Origin of the sequence: Prosthecobacter sp. (assembly GCF_044222345.1) — a bacterium.
Lineage (GTDB): Bacteria > Verrucomicrobiota > Verrucomicrobiia > Verrucomicrobiales > Verrucomicrobiaceae > Prosthecobacter.
Map to the genome: position 1 here is coordinate 1 of NZ_JBGANL010000001.1, position 13,835 is coordinate 13,835.

The 13,835-nt window shown below is 59.9% G+C and carries 13 protein-coding genes and 1 pseudogene; 6 read left to right on the top strand and 8 right to left on the bottom strand.

The features are described from left to right. A pseudogene (locus tag ACILSL_RS00005) lies at positions 1–736 on the bottom strand (glutamate synthase subunit alpha); the annotation flags it as partial. A gap of 173 nt (positions 737–909) precedes the next feature. Between ACILSL_RS00005 and ACILSL_RS00010 the strand changes: the two are divergent. Then, positions 910–1,770, top strand: a complete 861-nt coding sequence (locus tag ACILSL_RS00010) for an MBL fold metallo-hydrolase (RefSeq protein WP_395729931.1) — start codon at positions 910–912, stop codon at positions 1,768–1,770. A 1-nt stretch (position 1,771) separates the two neighbouring features. Continuing rightward, entirely contained in the window at positions 1,772–2,260 is a 489-nt protein-coding gene (locus tag ACILSL_RS00015; RefSeq protein WP_395729932.1) for a hypothetical protein, read from the top strand. A gap of 16 nt (positions 2,261–2,276) precedes the next feature. Here the strand turns inward: ACILSL_RS00015 and ACILSL_RS00020 are convergent, their stop codons facing one another. Both ACILSL_RS00020 and rpsT read right to left on the bottom strand, forming a co-directional pair. Next, positions 2,277–3,197 carry an aldo/keto reductase family oxidoreductase gene (locus ACILSL_RS00020; RefSeq protein WP_395729933.1) on the bottom strand — a complete coding sequence of 307 codons (921 nt, stop codon included), beginning with the start codon at positions 3,195–3,197 and terminating at the stop codon, positions 2,277–2,279. Positions 3,198–3,297: 100 nt separating this feature from the next. After that, on the bottom strand, positions 3,298–3,564 hold the full coding sequence (gene rpsT, locus ACILSL_RS00025) for a 30S ribosomal protein S20 (RefSeq protein ID WP_395729934.1): 267 nt from the start codon (positions 3,562–3,564) through the stop codon (positions 3,298–3,300). A gap of 136 nt (positions 3,565–3,700) precedes the next feature. Here rpsT and ACILSL_RS00030 point away from each other — a divergent pair, with 136 nt between their 5' ends. Next, positions 3,701–3,961, top strand: a complete 261-nt coding sequence (locus ACILSL_RS00030; RefSeq protein ID WP_395729935.1) for a hypothetical protein — start codon at positions 3,701–3,703, stop codon at positions 3,959–3,961. On the opposite strand, the gene ACILSL_RS00035 is transcribed toward ACILSL_RS00030, so the two are convergent. Further along, the gene (locus tag ACILSL_RS00035) at positions 3,958–4,404 is read right to left on the bottom strand and encodes a SufE family protein (protein WP_395729936.1); all 447 of its coding nucleotides are present in this window, start codon (positions 4,402–4,404) and stop codon (positions 3,958–3,960) included. The two genes, ACILSL_RS00030 and ACILSL_RS00035, sit on opposite strands and share 4 nt — an antisense overlap. A gap of 2 nt (positions 4,405–4,406) precedes the next feature. Then, entirely contained in the window at positions 4,407–5,330 is a 924-nt protein-coding gene (locus ACILSL_RS00040; protein ID WP_395729937.1) for a PmoA family protein, read from the bottom strand. A 145-nt stretch (positions 5,331–5,475) separates the two neighbouring features. Here ACILSL_RS00040 and ACILSL_RS00045 point away from each other — a divergent pair, with 145 nt between their 5' ends. Next, complete coding sequence (locus ACILSL_RS00045) at positions 5,476–6,327, top strand: sugar phosphate isomerase/epimerase family protein (protein ID WP_395729938.1); 852 nt, start codon at positions 5,476–5,478, stop codon at positions 6,325–6,327. Positions 6,328–6,381: 54 nt separating this feature from the next. Here the strand turns inward: ACILSL_RS00045 and ACILSL_RS00050 are convergent, their stop codons facing one another. The 3 genes from ACILSL_RS00050 to ACILSL_RS00060 are packed head-to-tail and all read right to left on the bottom strand — an operon-like array spanning position 6,382 to position 9,759. Then, positions 6,382–7,380, bottom strand: a complete 999-nt coding sequence (locus tag ACILSL_RS00050; RefSeq protein WP_395729939.1) for a GDSL-type esterase/lipase family protein — start codon at positions 7,378–7,380, stop codon at positions 6,382–6,384. 25 nt (positions 7,381–7,405) lie between these two features. After that, positions 7,406–8,800 (bottom strand): GDSL-type esterase/lipase family protein, encoded by a 1,395-nt coding sequence (locus ACILSL_RS00055; protein ID WP_395729940.1) that lies wholly within the window; start codon positions 8,798–8,800, stop codon positions 7,406–7,408. Positions 8,801–8,805: 5 nt separating this feature from the next. After that, positions 8,806–9,759 (bottom strand): hypothetical protein, encoded by a 954-nt coding sequence (locus ACILSL_RS00060; RefSeq protein WP_395729941.1) that lies wholly within the window; start codon positions 9,757–9,759, stop codon positions 8,806–8,808. Between the two features lie 181 nt (positions 9,760–9,940). Here ACILSL_RS00060 and ACILSL_RS00065 point away from each other — a divergent pair, with 181 nt between their 5' ends. Continuing rightward, positions 9,941–12,364, top strand: a complete 2,424-nt coding sequence (locus ACILSL_RS00065; protein ID WP_395729942.1) for a PSD1 and planctomycete cytochrome C domain-containing protein — start codon at positions 9,941–9,943, stop codon at positions 12,362–12,364. After that, on the top strand, positions 12,361–13,785 hold the full coding sequence (locus ACILSL_RS00070; RefSeq protein ID WP_395729943.1) for a DUF1501 domain-containing protein: 1,425 nt from the start codon (positions 12,361–12,363) through the stop codon (positions 13,783–13,785). The genes ACILSL_RS00065 and ACILSL_RS00070 overlap by 4 nt, the downstream gene beginning before the upstream one ends. The last annotated feature ends 50 nt before the right edge of the window (positions 13,786–13,835 follow it).

A 13,835-nucleotide genomic window follows, 5' to 3' on the forward strand; every position in this document is an offset into this window, starting at 1 on the left:
GTGAGCGCTCCCAGCTTGGGAAAGTGTTGGTGGAGAATCGGGAGTGAACCAGCGCCAGAGCGGATTCCATGTCAGGATCCTGCAGATCGAGGAAATACTTTCCGACCTGCTCGGGCATGAGCATGCCTTTGTACACCAGAGTGCGGGAGGACAGGCTGGAGCAGTACCAGAAACTGTCCGCCTCTGCGGTGCGGATGGCGGTCACGGCCCGCTTGCGGATGATGTAGAGCTTGCGTTCAAAGGTCTGCTGATCCGGGCAGTTGTCTCCGCGCTGCACGAAGGCCATGCGCATGAAGGGCTCGCTGGCCTTCGCCGAGAGGCCGATCATGGAATTGTCCACCGGCACATCGCGCCAGCCGAGCACTTTCTGGCCTTCTTCCTCGGCCACTTTCTCAAAGGCACGTGCTGCAGCCGCGCGCTCAGCTGCATCAGGAGAGCAGTAGGCCATGGCGACGCCGTATTGTCCTTCAGCCGGCAGGGTGAAACCCTCCTTGGCAGCGACCTTGCGCAGGAATTTGTCAGGCACCTGCATCAGGATGCCCGCACCGTCTCCGGTGTTTTTCTCGCTGCCCACTGCACCGCGGTGATCGAGGTTGATAAGAATCGTCAGCCCCTGTTGTACTATGGAGTGAGAACGTTTTCCCTTCATCTGACAAATGAACCCGACGCCGCAGGCGTCGTGCTCGAATTGCGGATCATATAGGCCTTGTTTCGGGGGGAGTCCGTGGTTTCTCATTTTTGCGTCAAAAGGGGGGTGGCATTTAGGCCATGCAAGGGAGTAAATCAACCAGCATTCTATCGGCCAAGATGGTGCCTATTTTAAATCCCTGAAGCCAACGGGGGTGGCGGCAGTGCCATGCGGGGCTCATCCGCCTTGCATCTGACGAGGCCAGCCGCTAAAAACAGCGCATGGTGAGATTAACAATTCTTGGCAGCGGCAGTTCGGGGAACTGCGCTGTGATTTCGACAGAACGCACCACTTTGCTCCTCGATGCCGGATTGAGCGCCAAGCAAATCTGCCTCCGGCTGGACGCCTGTGGCTTTTCCCTCGACATGCTGGACGGCATCCTGCTGACGCATGAGCATCAGGATCACACGGGGGGGATCGAGGTTTTGAGCCGCAAACGGCCGGTCCCTCTGTTTTGCACCGCCCTGACGCAGGAAACCCTGGCTGGGAGCCTCGGTTTTCGCAAACCGCCCACCTGGAGGCTGATGACGACGGGGGCGGCTTTTGAGTTTCAGGACCTGCGGATCGAGTCGTTTCCGGTGCCCCATGATGCAGTGGACCCGGTCGGGTTTGTGATTTCCGATGAGGAATCCCGCCTCGGGGTGCTCAGTGACGTGGGATTCGTGACGAATCTGATCAAAGACCGCCTCAGGAATTCCGACAGTCTGTTCATTGAGGCCAATTACGACACCCAACTGCTCGAAAATGACACCAAGCGACCCTGGTCCACGAAGCAGCGCATCAGTTCGCGCCACGGGCATCTTTCCAACGACCAGGCCGCAGAGTTGGTGCGAGAAGTGGCGCATCCGGGGCTGAGTCATGTGGTGCTGGGGCATTTGAGCGATGACTGCAATGACCCTGCCACGGCCTCCCGGTATATCAGGCAGGCCTTGGACTCTGCCGGAGCCCCTGAGGCCCGGGTGGTGTGTGCCGAACGGCACAAGCCCACGCCGACCATCGAGGTGGTGCGCCGCCGCAGCAGCGGTGTGAGCTTTTGCGTGGCGGCTTCATCGGATTCCACCGGACAACTGGCCCTTTTTTAACATGAAAAAGATCATCCTTCGCATTCTGCTGGTGCTGTTCATCATCGAGGGGGTCTGGCTGGCATGGTGGGTTTTCGGGCGTTCGCCGGAGGAGCAGGTGCGAGCCGCGCAGGCGAATTTGATCGAGGCGGTTGAAGACCGGGACTGGAAGAAGCTGGAGCGGCTCATGGCACCGAACTACACAGATGCGTTTGGCCACAACCGCGACACGGCGATTCAGGACGGGCGCAAATATCTGAGCGGATTCTTCACGCTGATCTTGAAGACGGATCAAACCACTCTCAAAGCGACGAGGGGGCAGGGCTTGGTGGCCACGATGATCCGCCTCGAAGGCAATGGCGTGGGGTACAGCCACATGATCGTGGGGTATGTGAACCAGTTTACCGAGCCGTGGGCTTTTCACTGGAGCAATCCGGGCCGCTGGCCATGGAACTGGCAGGTGAACCTGATTCACCACAACCAGCTCGTGATCCCGCAGGTGCAAGAATGACCGCGCTGAGCGGGCTTCACGGCACGCCGTGACCCTTGGCAGCCTCCCAGAGGCCGTACCAGTCTTCGCGCTCCAGCTTGATGTCCGCCGCTTTCACCACGGCCTGAATTCGCTCCAGTTTATTGGTGCCGATGATCGGCAGCGGGCAGGACGGATGCGCCATAATCCAGGCGTAGGCGAGCTGGTCGAGCGTGGCTCCGTCGTATTTGGCGGAGAGCTCGGCGGCTTTGGCATGGAGCCGGACTGCAGCAGGATCTTCTTTTTCCATCAGGGCGCCTTTGGCCAGTGGTGACCAGGCCATGGGCAGGATGCGGTGGCGCTGGCATTGATCCACCGTGCCGTCGTAGATCGGGTCCATGTGGAGGAGGCTGAACTCGACCTGGTTCGTTACCAGCGGCTGGTCCATGCGGGAGTTCAGCAGATCGAACTGATGCACATTGTAGTTTGAGACGCCGGCGCTGCGGATTTTGCCGTCCTTGAGCAGCTTGTTCAGGCCCTCGGCGGTTTCGTCGGCGCTGGTCAGCCAGTCGGGGCGGTGCACGAGCAGCAGGTCGATTTCATCAATGCCCATGAAGCGCAGGGATTTTTCCGCGCTCTTGATGATGCGAGCGGCGGTGACGTTGTAGTGGGCGACTTTACGGTCGGGATGAAACTCGCAAGGGATGTAGATGCCGCATTTGGTGACAATCTCGATCTTGCTGCGGAAGGCGGGGTCGAGCTTGAGAGCGCCGCCGATGGCCTCCTCGACCTTATAAACGCCATAAATTTCTGCCGTGTCGAGGGTGGTGATACCCATGTCTGCACAGGCCTTGAAGCGGCTGAGAAGTGCCTGCGGGGTGCAGTTGGCCGTGTCTGCCTCATCGAGGATGCGCCAGGTGCCGTAAACGAGGCGTGAGAACTCAGGGCCGTTGGGGGCGATTTTATGGCGGGTGATCATGGGTGGGCGATCTTTGCTGGCCTTGCCTCGTACGACAAACAAAAAACGGCACCTCTTGCGAGATGCCGTTTGGAAATATGGGTTGGATCGAACGAACCGCTTACTTCGTCAGGGCGCTGACCTTGACGGCGAGGCGGCTCTTCAGACGGGAGGAGGTGTTCTTCTTGAGGACGTTGGTCTTGGCGGCCTTGTCGGTGGCGGAAGCGAATTCGCTGAGGGAAGCGGCTGCTGCTGCGGCGTCTTTCTTCTCAATGGCGGCGACCACCTTCTTGCGCAGAGTGCGGATGCGGCTCTTCACCGTCTGGTTGTGAGCGGTGCGGACCGTCGTTTTGCGGATGTCTTTTTCTGCGGAGCGGATGTTGGCCATAAAAGGAGCGGGGGAAAGGGGCGACGAGAATAGGACGACACCCGCCGCCTGTCAAACTGGAATCCTGTCTGTGCACAACTGGCAGGTTTTGCTTGGCTCCGGAGGGCAATTCCGGTAGAACCGCTGCATACTACACATGATCGAAGTCGAAATTTACGCGCCCGGCCTCCGTTCTGAGTCCACTGTGATGCAGCTCCGCAACCAGATGGACCACTTTCCCAAGGTCCGCTACAAGGTGGATGCCCGGCATGATCTGGTCTATTTCGAGATCGACAAGCCCGGCGACATCAGCCAGATGGAAATTCACCAGATCTTTGATGCCATTGATCTTCAGCCCCGCTTTGTCGGCCAGATTCCCGAGGAACTGCGCACGGGGCAGACCACGCGGCTGGGCTAGTTCACTGCTTTTTGTAGCGCTTGAGCCACCTGTTTCATGCGGCCTAGGACGTAATACACGGTCTGGCTGCGCAGCCTGACCAGGTCTGCGCCGACGATGCGCGGCACAAAATCCTGCGGCACCGTCAGGACCTCAGAGAGCGTCGATCCGTTCAGTCCCCGGCAGAGAATGGTGGCCATGGCTTTGGTCAGTGTCTGCACTTTTGGCCCCAGGCTGATGGCAAAGTGAACGTGGTCGCCGTGCTTCAGCCGGGCATGCACCCCGACCGTGTCGGTGCATTCGGCATCGTGGCGCACATCCTCAAGATCGAACTTTTCACCGTCCTTCGGTGCATGGGAGGCTGCGGCCGCCGCGAGGTCGATCAGATTTTCCCTGCGCTCGCCTTCGGGGAGCGATTCAAAAAAGGTGATCAGTTCGCCCAAGGCGGCGGGGTATTCGGCCATGCTCACTTCTTGGCCGGTTTGAGCGCCAAATCCACCACGGGCATTTCGATGAATTTCTGCCACTGGGCTTCGCTTTCGGCCTGGGAGGCCACGCCATCGTGCACCCAGAGGGCGTAGCGCACGCGCAGCTTTTTCTCCTCGGTGACCTCCACGGGGGTGTCCAGGCTGAGGCAGCAGCCCATCCAGCCGTCATTGCGTACATGGAAGGCGGTCGGGTTGTGCGGATTCATCGGGTGGTTCATCAAGGTGATGCCGCCGAAGCCGTCCGTGTCATTGGTGATGCGTCCGCTGTAGTCGCACCAGCGCGCCGGTTTGCGAAAGATGGCTTCCTCATTGAGCTGCCCTTCGGAATTCAAGATGCGGCCGCCGCCGTCATGTACGCCGATGCTTTTTGCCATCCGCACGGCGACCAGCCCGAAGCCGGTGGCGCCGAAGGTCGTGGTTTTGCCCTTGGAGGGCGAAAATTCCAGGTCGATGATCATGAACCAGCTTTTGGCCCCATCGATTGGGCGGATCTCCGTGCGGCGTGTCTCGATGAGCTGTACCGACTTGTCCGCCTCGCTGACCCAGTGGTTGACCATGCGCATGGAGGCGAATTCGTCGGTGTCTTCATAGCCTTCACGCGAAACCTCCACGTTGACGATGCGGCCCTGCTTCTTGGCGTAGTCTCCCCAGAAATCGAGGTCGTTCACCATGTTGTGCGTCACCCACACGCTGTTGTGGTGGGAATGCGTCAGCGGATCATGCGGATGGCCCATGCGGGTGAGGCTGACATCACGCGAGGCGCGGATGGGGTAGCAGAAGGGGCGCATGTCCTGCGGATCGAAATGCATGGCGGTCAGTTCCCGGCCTGCGAGCTGAAAGGATGTGATGTGATGCGGCAGGGGTACGGCCTGCACCCGGGGAATGGGGTTTGCTGTAGGCAATTGAGCCAGGGCTGCCGTGGCAGACATTAAAAACAGGAAGGAGTGTTTCAGCATCCCTCCACAACGTTGTTCCCCCGGCGAGCTTTTCCATTCTCAGTTCTTCCCTTTCGCCGGGAACTCGCCAGACTTCGTGCTCCACCCACCCATGAAGCACCTCCTTCTCTCACTCCTCTTCGCCACCGCATCGTTTGCGGCCACGATCCCCGAAGCCGCCAAAGTCGGCCAGTTCTATGCCGGCTGCCAGGCCTACAGCTTCCGCATGTACAATGTGTTTGAAGCCATCGACAAGACCGCGCAGTGCGGCGGCAAGACCATCGAGTTTTACCCCGGGCAGAAATTTTCCACCACCAAGCCGGATGCGAAGTGGGACCACAACGCCACGCCGGAAATGATCGACGAAGTCATGAAGCATCTGGAGGCCAAAGGGCTCACCGCCGTGGGCTATGGTGTGGTGAAGCTGGGCCAGGATGACGCTTCCAATCGCAAAATTTTCGAATTCTGCAAAAAGCTGGGCATTGGCGTCATCATCACGGAGCCCGATGTGACCGCGCTCGACAAGATCGAAGTCCTTGTGAAGGAATTCGACATCAAGATGGCCATCCACAACCATCCGAAGCGCCCGCTGGACCGCGCCTACATGTTCTGGGACCCGAACTATGTGCTCGATCTCGTCAAAAACCGTGACCCGCGCATGGGCTCCTGCGCTGACGTGGGTCACTGGGTGCGCAGCGGGCTGAATCCTGTGGATTGCATCAAGATTCTCAAAGGCCGCATCTTTGACAGCCACATGAAGGACCTCACGGCCTTCGGTGACCCCAAGGCTCATGACCTTCCTTTTGGAACCGGCAAGAGCGACATCCCGGCCATCCTCGCGGAATACGCGGCCCAGGGCTATCCCGGTCCCCTCCACTGTGAATACGAGCACAACTGGGAGACCAGCGTGCCGGAAATCACCCAGTGCCTGGACTTCGTGCGTAACTGGAAGCCTGCGAAGTAAGTCAGACGATCTTTCTGAGAAGCAGGGGACTGTGGTCCCCTGCTTTTTTTGTGCCTATTTGGTCTCGCCCAGCAGTTGCTTCACCGTGGGCTCGATGGCCTCGGCCCAGATGCGGTAGCCTTTTTCGTTGGGGTGGAGGAAGTCGGGCATGATGTCCTTGGTGATCAAGCCTTCCGGCGTGAGGAACTTGGGACCGATGTCGAGGTAGGTGACATTGTGGGTGCCGTTGAGTTTGGCGATGATGCTGTTGATTTCGGCGATCTTCTCGCGCTGTGGGTTGGGCTTTTCGCCGCGTGGGAAGATGCCCAGCAGGAGGATCTTGGACTGCGGCAGGCGTTTGTTGAACTCCAGCACGATGGCCTCAATGCCGAGTGTGATGTCTGGCGCGGAGCAGGTGCCCGTGTTGTTGGTGCCGATCATCATGACGACGAGTTTGGGTGAGATGCCGTCGATGGCTCCATGCTGGAGGCGCCAGAGGACGTTTTCGGTTTTGTCCCAGCCGAAGCCGAGATTGCCCGCATTGCGCGGGGCATAGAATTCGCCCCAGGTCTGCTGCCCGCGCAGGGCGTAGCTGTCGAACTGTTCGCCGCCGAAGAAGTGGGTGATGGAATCGCCGATGAAGAGGAGCTGGGGCTTGGCTTTTTTTACTGCGGCGCTGGTGAGGGCGTGGCGCCTGGCCCAGTCGTAGCTTGGCCAGCTGCGGTCCTGAGTGCAGGCCACCACGGTGCTCGGCAGGGGCTGATGACCGGACAGGGGTTCGAAGGCGGCTTGCGTGGCTTCGCTCTGGGTTTTGCGGTCTTTGGAAAAGGCGCGGGCTTTCAGTGTGCCGCCGGAGGCGAGGTCGATGGGGGCGAGATAGGGATTTGATTTCGCGATGGGGGCTGCTCCGTCGAGTGTATAAAGGATCGTGGTGTCCGGCGCGGTGCTCGTCAGCGTGACCACGCCTTGCTCGTCGCGTTTGATCGCGGGTGCTTCGAGTTGGAGAACTGGGGCGGCATTGAGAATACTGCAAAGACCAGCCAGTGGAAGGGCGAGTGCCAGACGGATGTTCATAGGGAGTCTCTAAACAGCATCAGGATCAATCGGTCTTCAACAGCTTCGTCAAAGCTGGCTCAATGGCCTCTGCCAGGATGCGATAGCCTTTCTCATTGGGGTGCAGAAAGCCAGGCATGAGGTCTTTGTTGATGCAGCCTTCCGGATTGAGAAACTTGGCCCCGATGTCGAGAAAACTCACTTGATGCGTGCCATCGAGTTTGGCGATCACGCCGTTAACCTCGGCGATCTTGTCGCGCAGCGGATTGGGGTTCTCCCCGCGCGGCAGGATGCCGAGCAGCAGGATGTGTGAATGAGGCAGGCGCTGTTCGATTTCCAGCACAATGGACTTGATGCCCAGGGCGATGTCGGAAGCAGAGCAACTGCTCACATTGTTAGTGCCGATCAACAAGACGACGACTTTGGGGGAGATGCCGTCAACCGTTCCATGCTGCAGCCGCCAGAGCACGTTTTCAGTTTTATCCCACCCAAATCCCAGGTTTCCGACCTTGCGTGAAGAATAGTGTTCCTTCCACGTGTCCTGGCCCGCCAAGGCATAGCTGTCCCACTTTTCACCACCAAAGAAATGAAGGATGGAATCGCCAATGAAGAGAATTTCCGGCTTCGAGCGCTGGACGGCTGCGGCAGTTAATGCCAGGCGCTGCTGCCAGTCGTACTGCGGCCAGCTTCGATCCTGGGTCACCGGCACCACCGTGCTGGGCAGCGCCTGACGGCCCGGCAGCGGTTCGACCGACGCCTGCAGGACCGCGCCCGCCTCTCGGCGATCTTTGGAAAAGACCCGTGCCTTCAATGCGCCACCGCAGGCCAGTTCGATGGGAGCCAGATATGGATTAGACAGAGCGACGGGCTCGGTGCCGTCCAACGTATAGAGAATGAGGCTGTCTGGCTCGCTGCTTTGCAGCGTGATGGTGCCTCCTGGAGAAACCTGCATCACCGGTGCGGCGAACTGGGATGACGTTTCCACATGCGGCAGGCTGCCTACCGTGAAAAGGGAGAGCAGGAGAGGATGATGAATGAGTGTGAGACTGACCAGAATGCCCCGGGCCGTCCATGCCAGCGTACGGATCCAGTTGGTCAAGATCAGCCGCCGGATCAGACAGGCATCAAAGCCTTTCAAAAGCCGGGTGTGCTGCGGCGCTTGAAAAATCGCGGTGGTGATCCAGATGACGGGAATCAGGCAGGCGCTGAGGATGAAATTCAAATCACAGCCGCGATACACGATCCACGCTGCCGTGGCGGCTTCCATGAACAGCAGCGGGGCAACTGCAAGACCGATGCGGAAGCAGTGGGCGAAGTGGTAAGTTTTGAACTGGCTGGCATCGACCCTCAAAAACTGCGGATAGACCAGGATCTGCACGACCCAGATCAGGCCGACAAGCATCCAGGTGGCCGCAAGATGAATGGCGAAGATCAACGTCATCGCAATCAGGGCTGAATCGATCCGACGTCTGCGGCTTGATGCAGCTTCTGCATCTCGGCATCGTTCAGGGCACGATTGAACACCGCGAGTCCGCCGAACTTGCCAATCGTGGCCTCGCCGGTCATGGAGCCGACCGCCATGCGTGCGCCGACGGTGAAGTCGGACGGGGCGATCTTGGTCTTCGCGTGCAAGGCGGGGTCGTATTTGAAGATGCCGCGGCCGTGGTAGTAGGGGTTCATGCCGCGGTCTTTGCCGCCGGGGCCTTCCTGCGTGAAGTAGGGATCGTTGCGTTTGTCTTTCTCGGCGTCGAGCTGGCGTTCGTCGAGCATGCCGTTGATGTAGGCGCGGATGTATTTCGAGTCGTAGGTGAAGGCCAGGGTGCACCACTGTTCCTCGGGGACTTCGAGCTTGGTGGCTGCGTAGTCGGCGCACCAGGGGAATTTGGTGCCGTCGGCACGCATCGTCACGCCGCCTTCGCTGCTGATGTGGGGCACGAGATTGCGCGGGCCGCCGTAGGTGGGCATGTTCATGAGCAGCGCGTATTGACGCGTGCCGGTGTCGTCGTTAGCGCCTTTGCCTTCGCTCCACATGCCGGCGATGGTGCGGCTCTTCTTGAGATCGACGATGCGCACGACGGCGAAGAGCGTCACTTGCGCGTCTTTGCCGGAGATGTTGAGATCACCGGTCTCGTGGTGCTTGATTTCAAAATACTGATGGCCGTTGAGGTCTGCCGAGAAACCGGAGAACGGCCCGCCTGCTGCGCGCTTGATGGGGCCGTTTACTTCACTGAGCAGGTGTTTTTCCGGTGTGCTCTGTGAGGCGCGTTTCTGCCCTGCCTCCTCTCCGAAGGTCCAGAAACCGACGAGGCCGGGTGTTTTTTCAATGACAGTGGCGTCACCGGCAAAGGATGATGAAACAGCAATGGCGAGTGCGGGCAGGAGTCGGAACAGAATGTGCATGGAATAGGAAGAGGATGGCAGGCACACCAAGGTTTGGGAAGGATGTTTTTGGACAGTAAAAAGAGGGAACGGCCGTGGGGACAAAAGAGTCGTGGCTTTAGTGACGTAGTTGCCTGTGCCCATGTCTTTTCATCCTGTCGTATTTTGTCGTGCCCTTACCCGCGTCTTGAGCTGCGGCGTATTGGCACTTCTGCCCACTGCGGTGCGGGCGGTGGATTATGAAAAAGAGATCAAGCCGCTGCTGAAGGAGCGCTGCTATGCCTGCCATGGGGCTCTGAAGCAGAAGGCCGGCCTGAGGCTGGACACTGCCACGGCCATGCGCAAGGGCGGGGACAATGGCGATATTTTATCAGGTAATCCTGGGCTGCTGCTGGAGCGCGTGACGACTGCTGACAAGGATGACCGCATGCCGCCGGAGGGGGAGGGCTCCATGTTCACCGCGGAGCAGGTGGCCAAGCTGCAGGCCTGGATGGCTGGCGGAGCTGCGGCTCCTGCGCAGGAAAAGCCTGAGGATGATCCGCGTGCGCACTGGGCCTACCAGCCGCCCAAATCATCCGGTCATTCCATGGATGCGCTGCTGGCCGCCCGCCTCGCGGCAAAAAACTTGAAGCCGCAGCCTGATGCCGCGCCGGAGCTGTGGCTGCGCCGCGTTTATCTGGATCTCATCGGCCTGCCTCCCACGCCTGCGCAGATCCATGCGTTTTTGAAGGACACTTCGGCCCCTGCGCGCTTGCGGCTGGTGGACCAGCTCCTGAGCACACCGCAATATGGCGAGCGCTGGGCGCGCCACTTCATGGACATCTGGCGCTACTGCGACTGGTATGGGCTGGGCGCGCAGCTCCGCCACAGCCAGAAGCACCTCTGGCACTGGCGCGACTGGATTGTGGAATCGCTCAATGCCGACAAGGGCTACGACCAGATGATTGTGCAGATGCTGGCTGCGGATGAACTCGCACCGCAGGACCGCGACAATCTGCGCGCCACCGGCTTCCTAGCCCGCAGCTACTACCTTTTCAACCGCACCACCTGGCTGGACGAGACCATCGAGCACACCTGCCGCGCCTTCCTGGGGCTGACGATGCAGTGCGTGAAATGTCACGACCACAAGTATGATCCCATTGAACAGACGGACTACTACCGCATGCGCGCCATCTTTGAGCCGCTGCATGTGCGGCTTGATCCATGGGAAGGGGAATCTGATCTCGAGAAGAACGGTCTGCCGCGCGTTTATGACCTGCACCTCGATCAGCCCACCTACCGACATTTGCGGGGCGATGAAAAGAATGAGGACAAGTCTCGGCCTATGCCGCCCGGGGTGCCGCGCGTGCTGGAGTTTGCGTCGTTTGAGCCCAAGGCGGTGAAGCTGCCACCAGCCTCGTCGCGTCCGGTGCTGCTGCCGTTTGTGCTGAAGGATCATCTCGCAGCGGCGGATCAGCAGTTCGCGCAGGCACAGAAGTCCGGGGATGCGGGAGCCGTGAAACTGGCGGGCCTGCGGCTGGCCATGATCCAGGCGGTGTATGCCGCTGATCTTGCCAAGGGTGACAAGGCCATCGCGCAGGCGGCGGCGCTGGCTGAGGCGCGTTATGGCGAAGCCAAGGCTGAGGACGATCTTGCCAAGGCAGAAGCCGCGCCCAAGGCCAAGGATGCTGACAAGAAGATCAAAACGGCGCGGGAGGCGCTGGAGAAATCCCGGACGAAAATGTCCGCGCCGGGCGATACCTACACCCCGCTGACTGCGAGTTTCAAAGCGCAGGAAGGACCGGCGGAGAATGGCAATGCCAAGGTGCAAACCTATCCTGAGACCAGCACGGGGCGCAGGCTGGCGCTGGCACGATGGATCGCGGACAAGCGCAATCCTCTCACGGCGCGTGTGCTGGTGAATCACGTGTGGGCGCGGCATTTTGGCGTCCCATTGGTCGCGGACGTGGGTGACTTCGGTCGTCGCGCCACTGCGCCGCTGCACCAGGATGTGCTGGACAGTCTGACGACCGGGTTCATGGAGAATGGCTGGAGCATGAAGTGGCTGCACCGCACGATGGTAACGGCGGAGTTGTATCGGCGCAGTTCCTCCAATGCGGGCGCCGATCCCCGGACCCTTGCCGCAGATCCTGACAATCACTTTCTCTGGCGCATGAATCCGCGCCGCATGGAAAGCCAGCTCGTGCGCGACAGCCTGCTGCATCTCTCCGGCCGACTGGATCTCACTCTAGGCGGCCCGAGTCTGGATCCCGCCAAAGCGGAGACCAGTCTGCGGCGCTCATTGTATTTCATCCAGAACGCCGATGTGGAGCACCGCTTCCTGGCGGTCTTTGACAACAGCAACGTGCTGGAGTGCTACCGCCGCAATGAAAGCGTGGTTCCGCAGCAGGCGCTGGCGCTGACGAACAGCGGGCTGAGCCGTGAGTGTGCGAACGCGCTGGCCGCTTCGCTGGCGAAGCTGGATGCGGCCGCTTTCATTGATCAGTCGTTCCTTGCCATCCTGGGGCGTGTGCCGCTGGAGGCCGAGAGGCAAACCAGCCTCGAAGGCTTCCGTGCCTTGAACGAGGACCGCAGTCTGTTTCTTCAGGCTCTCATCAACCACAACGACTTTGTCACCCTGCGATGATTCCGCGCTTTCCACCCACGCCTTTTCTGCGCCGCGACATCCTCGGCGGACTTGGAAGTATTGCCATGGCGTCCATGCTTCGAGGCGAGGATGCATGGCTGCCGCCTGATGGCCTGCCGATGATCCCCCAGCGCGCCAAGCGGGTGATCTGGCTCTTCATGCGCGGCGGGGTGAGCCACATGGAGAGCTTTGACCCGAAGCCCATGCTCACAAAGTATGCGGGCAAGTCCATTGGCGAGACACCTTACAAGGAGGTGCAGAATCCAGAGAAGCTCAAGAAGGTGCGCGTGGTGGTGGTGAACGATGCGAACGGTCAGCAGCGCAATGTTATCTATCCGCTGCAAACCGGCTACAAGCGCTATGGGCAGTGCGGGGTGGAGATCAGCGACTGGTTTCCGAACATCGGTTCATGCGCGGACGAGATCGCCTTCATCCGCAGCATGTGGACGACAGATGACAACCACGGGGCGCAGGTGCAGTTTCACAGCGGAAGACACATGCTGGAGCCACGGGTGCCGACGCTCGGCGCCTGGGTGACCTATGGTCTCGGGTCCATGACGGACAATCTGCCTTCCTTCATCAACATGGGGCCGCGTTTCTTCGATGTGCGGGATGGCCACTATCTCGGCCCTGCCTATGACGCGGTGAACTTGAAGGTGGACCCGAAGAACCCGCTCACCTATGCCGCGCCGGAATTTCAGATCGGCAGGACGCAGCAGGAGGCTCAGTTTGATCTTATTCACCGGCTTAATGGACTGAATGCGGAGCAGTATCCTGGAGACAAGACGCTGGCTGCACGCATGAAGAGCTATCAACTGGCCTTCAACATGCAGACTGCCGTGCCGGAGACGATGAACCTCGACGCTGAAAGCGCGGAGACGAAAAAACTGTATGGCATGGATGACAAGGTGGCGGAGCCGTTTGCCCGGCAGCTCATGGTGGCACGTCGTCTCGCGGAGCGTGGTGTGCGCTTCATCCAGCTCCAGCATGGCGATGGCGCGGCTGGCGCGTGGGATTCGCATTCCGGGCTGAAGAAGAACCATAGCAGTCTGGCGCAGCAGGTGGACAAGCCCATCTCCGGCCTGCTGAAGGATCTCAAACAGCGTGGCATGCTGGATGACACGCTCGTCGTCTTTGCCACCGAATTTGGCCGCACGCCGGGCTCCCAGGGCAGCGATGGCCGCGATCATCATCCGTATGGTTTCAGCGTGTGGATGGCCGGTGGCGGCATCAAGGGCGGCATGATCCACGGCGGCACCGATGAACTCGGTTTTCACCCGGTGGAGCACCCGCACTATGTGACGGATGTGCATGCCACGATCCTGCATCTGCTTGGGCTGGATCCGCATCGTCTGGAGATCCCGGGCCGCAAGCGGCTGGAGCGTGATTTCGGCAAGGTGATTCCGCAGATCCTGGCGTGAGGTGAAAATATCAGTTGCCGATTTAATGGACGAGTGTCCAATATATCGTC

What these genes read in the sequence shown, in the direction of transcription:
- ACILSL_RS00010 (WP_395729931.1), top strand. Translation starts at nt 910, where the DNA reads ATGGTGAGATTAACAATTCTTGGCAGCGGCAGTTCGGGGAACTGCGCT.
- ACILSL_RS00015 (WP_395729932.1), top strand. Translation starts at nt 1,772, where the DNA reads ATGAAAAAGATCATCCTTCGCATTCTGCTGGTGCTGTTCATCATCGAG.
- ACILSL_RS00020 (WP_395729933.1), bottom strand. Translation starts at nt 3,197, where the DNA reads ATGATCACCCGCCATAAAATCGCCCCCAACGGCCCTGAGTTCTCACGC.
- rpsT (WP_395729934.1), bottom strand. Translation starts at nt 3,564, where the DNA reads ATGGCCAACATCCGCTCCGCAGAAAAAGACATCCGCAAAACGACGGTC.
- ACILSL_RS00030 (WP_395729935.1), top strand. Translation starts at nt 3,701, where the DNA reads ATGATCGAAGTCGAAATTTACGCGCCCGGCCTCCGTTCTGAGTCCACT.
- ACILSL_RS00035 (WP_395729936.1), bottom strand. Translation starts at nt 4,404, where the DNA reads ATGGCCGAATACCCCGCCGCCTTGGGCGAACTGATCACCTTTTTTGAA.
- ACILSL_RS00045 (WP_395729938.1), top strand. Translation starts at nt 5,476, where the DNA reads ATGAAGCACCTCCTTCTCTCACTCCTCTTCGCCACCGCATCGTTTGCG.
- ACILSL_RS00050 (WP_395729939.1), bottom strand. Translation starts at nt 7,380, where the DNA reads ATGAACATCCGTCTGGCACTCGCCCTTCCACTGGCTGGTCTTTGCAGT.
- ACILSL_RS00055 (WP_395729940.1), bottom strand. Translation starts at nt 8,800, where the DNA reads ATGACGTTGATCTTCGCCATTCATCTTGCGGCCACCTGGATGCTTGTC.
- ACILSL_RS00060 (WP_395729941.1), bottom strand. Translation starts at nt 9,759, where the DNA reads ATGCACATTCTGTTCCGACTCCTGCCCGCACTCGCCATTGCTGTTTCA.
- ACILSL_RS00070 (WP_395729943.1), top strand. Translation starts at nt 12,361, where the DNA reads ATGATTCCGCGCTTTCCACCCACGCCTTTTCTGCGCCGCGACATCCTC.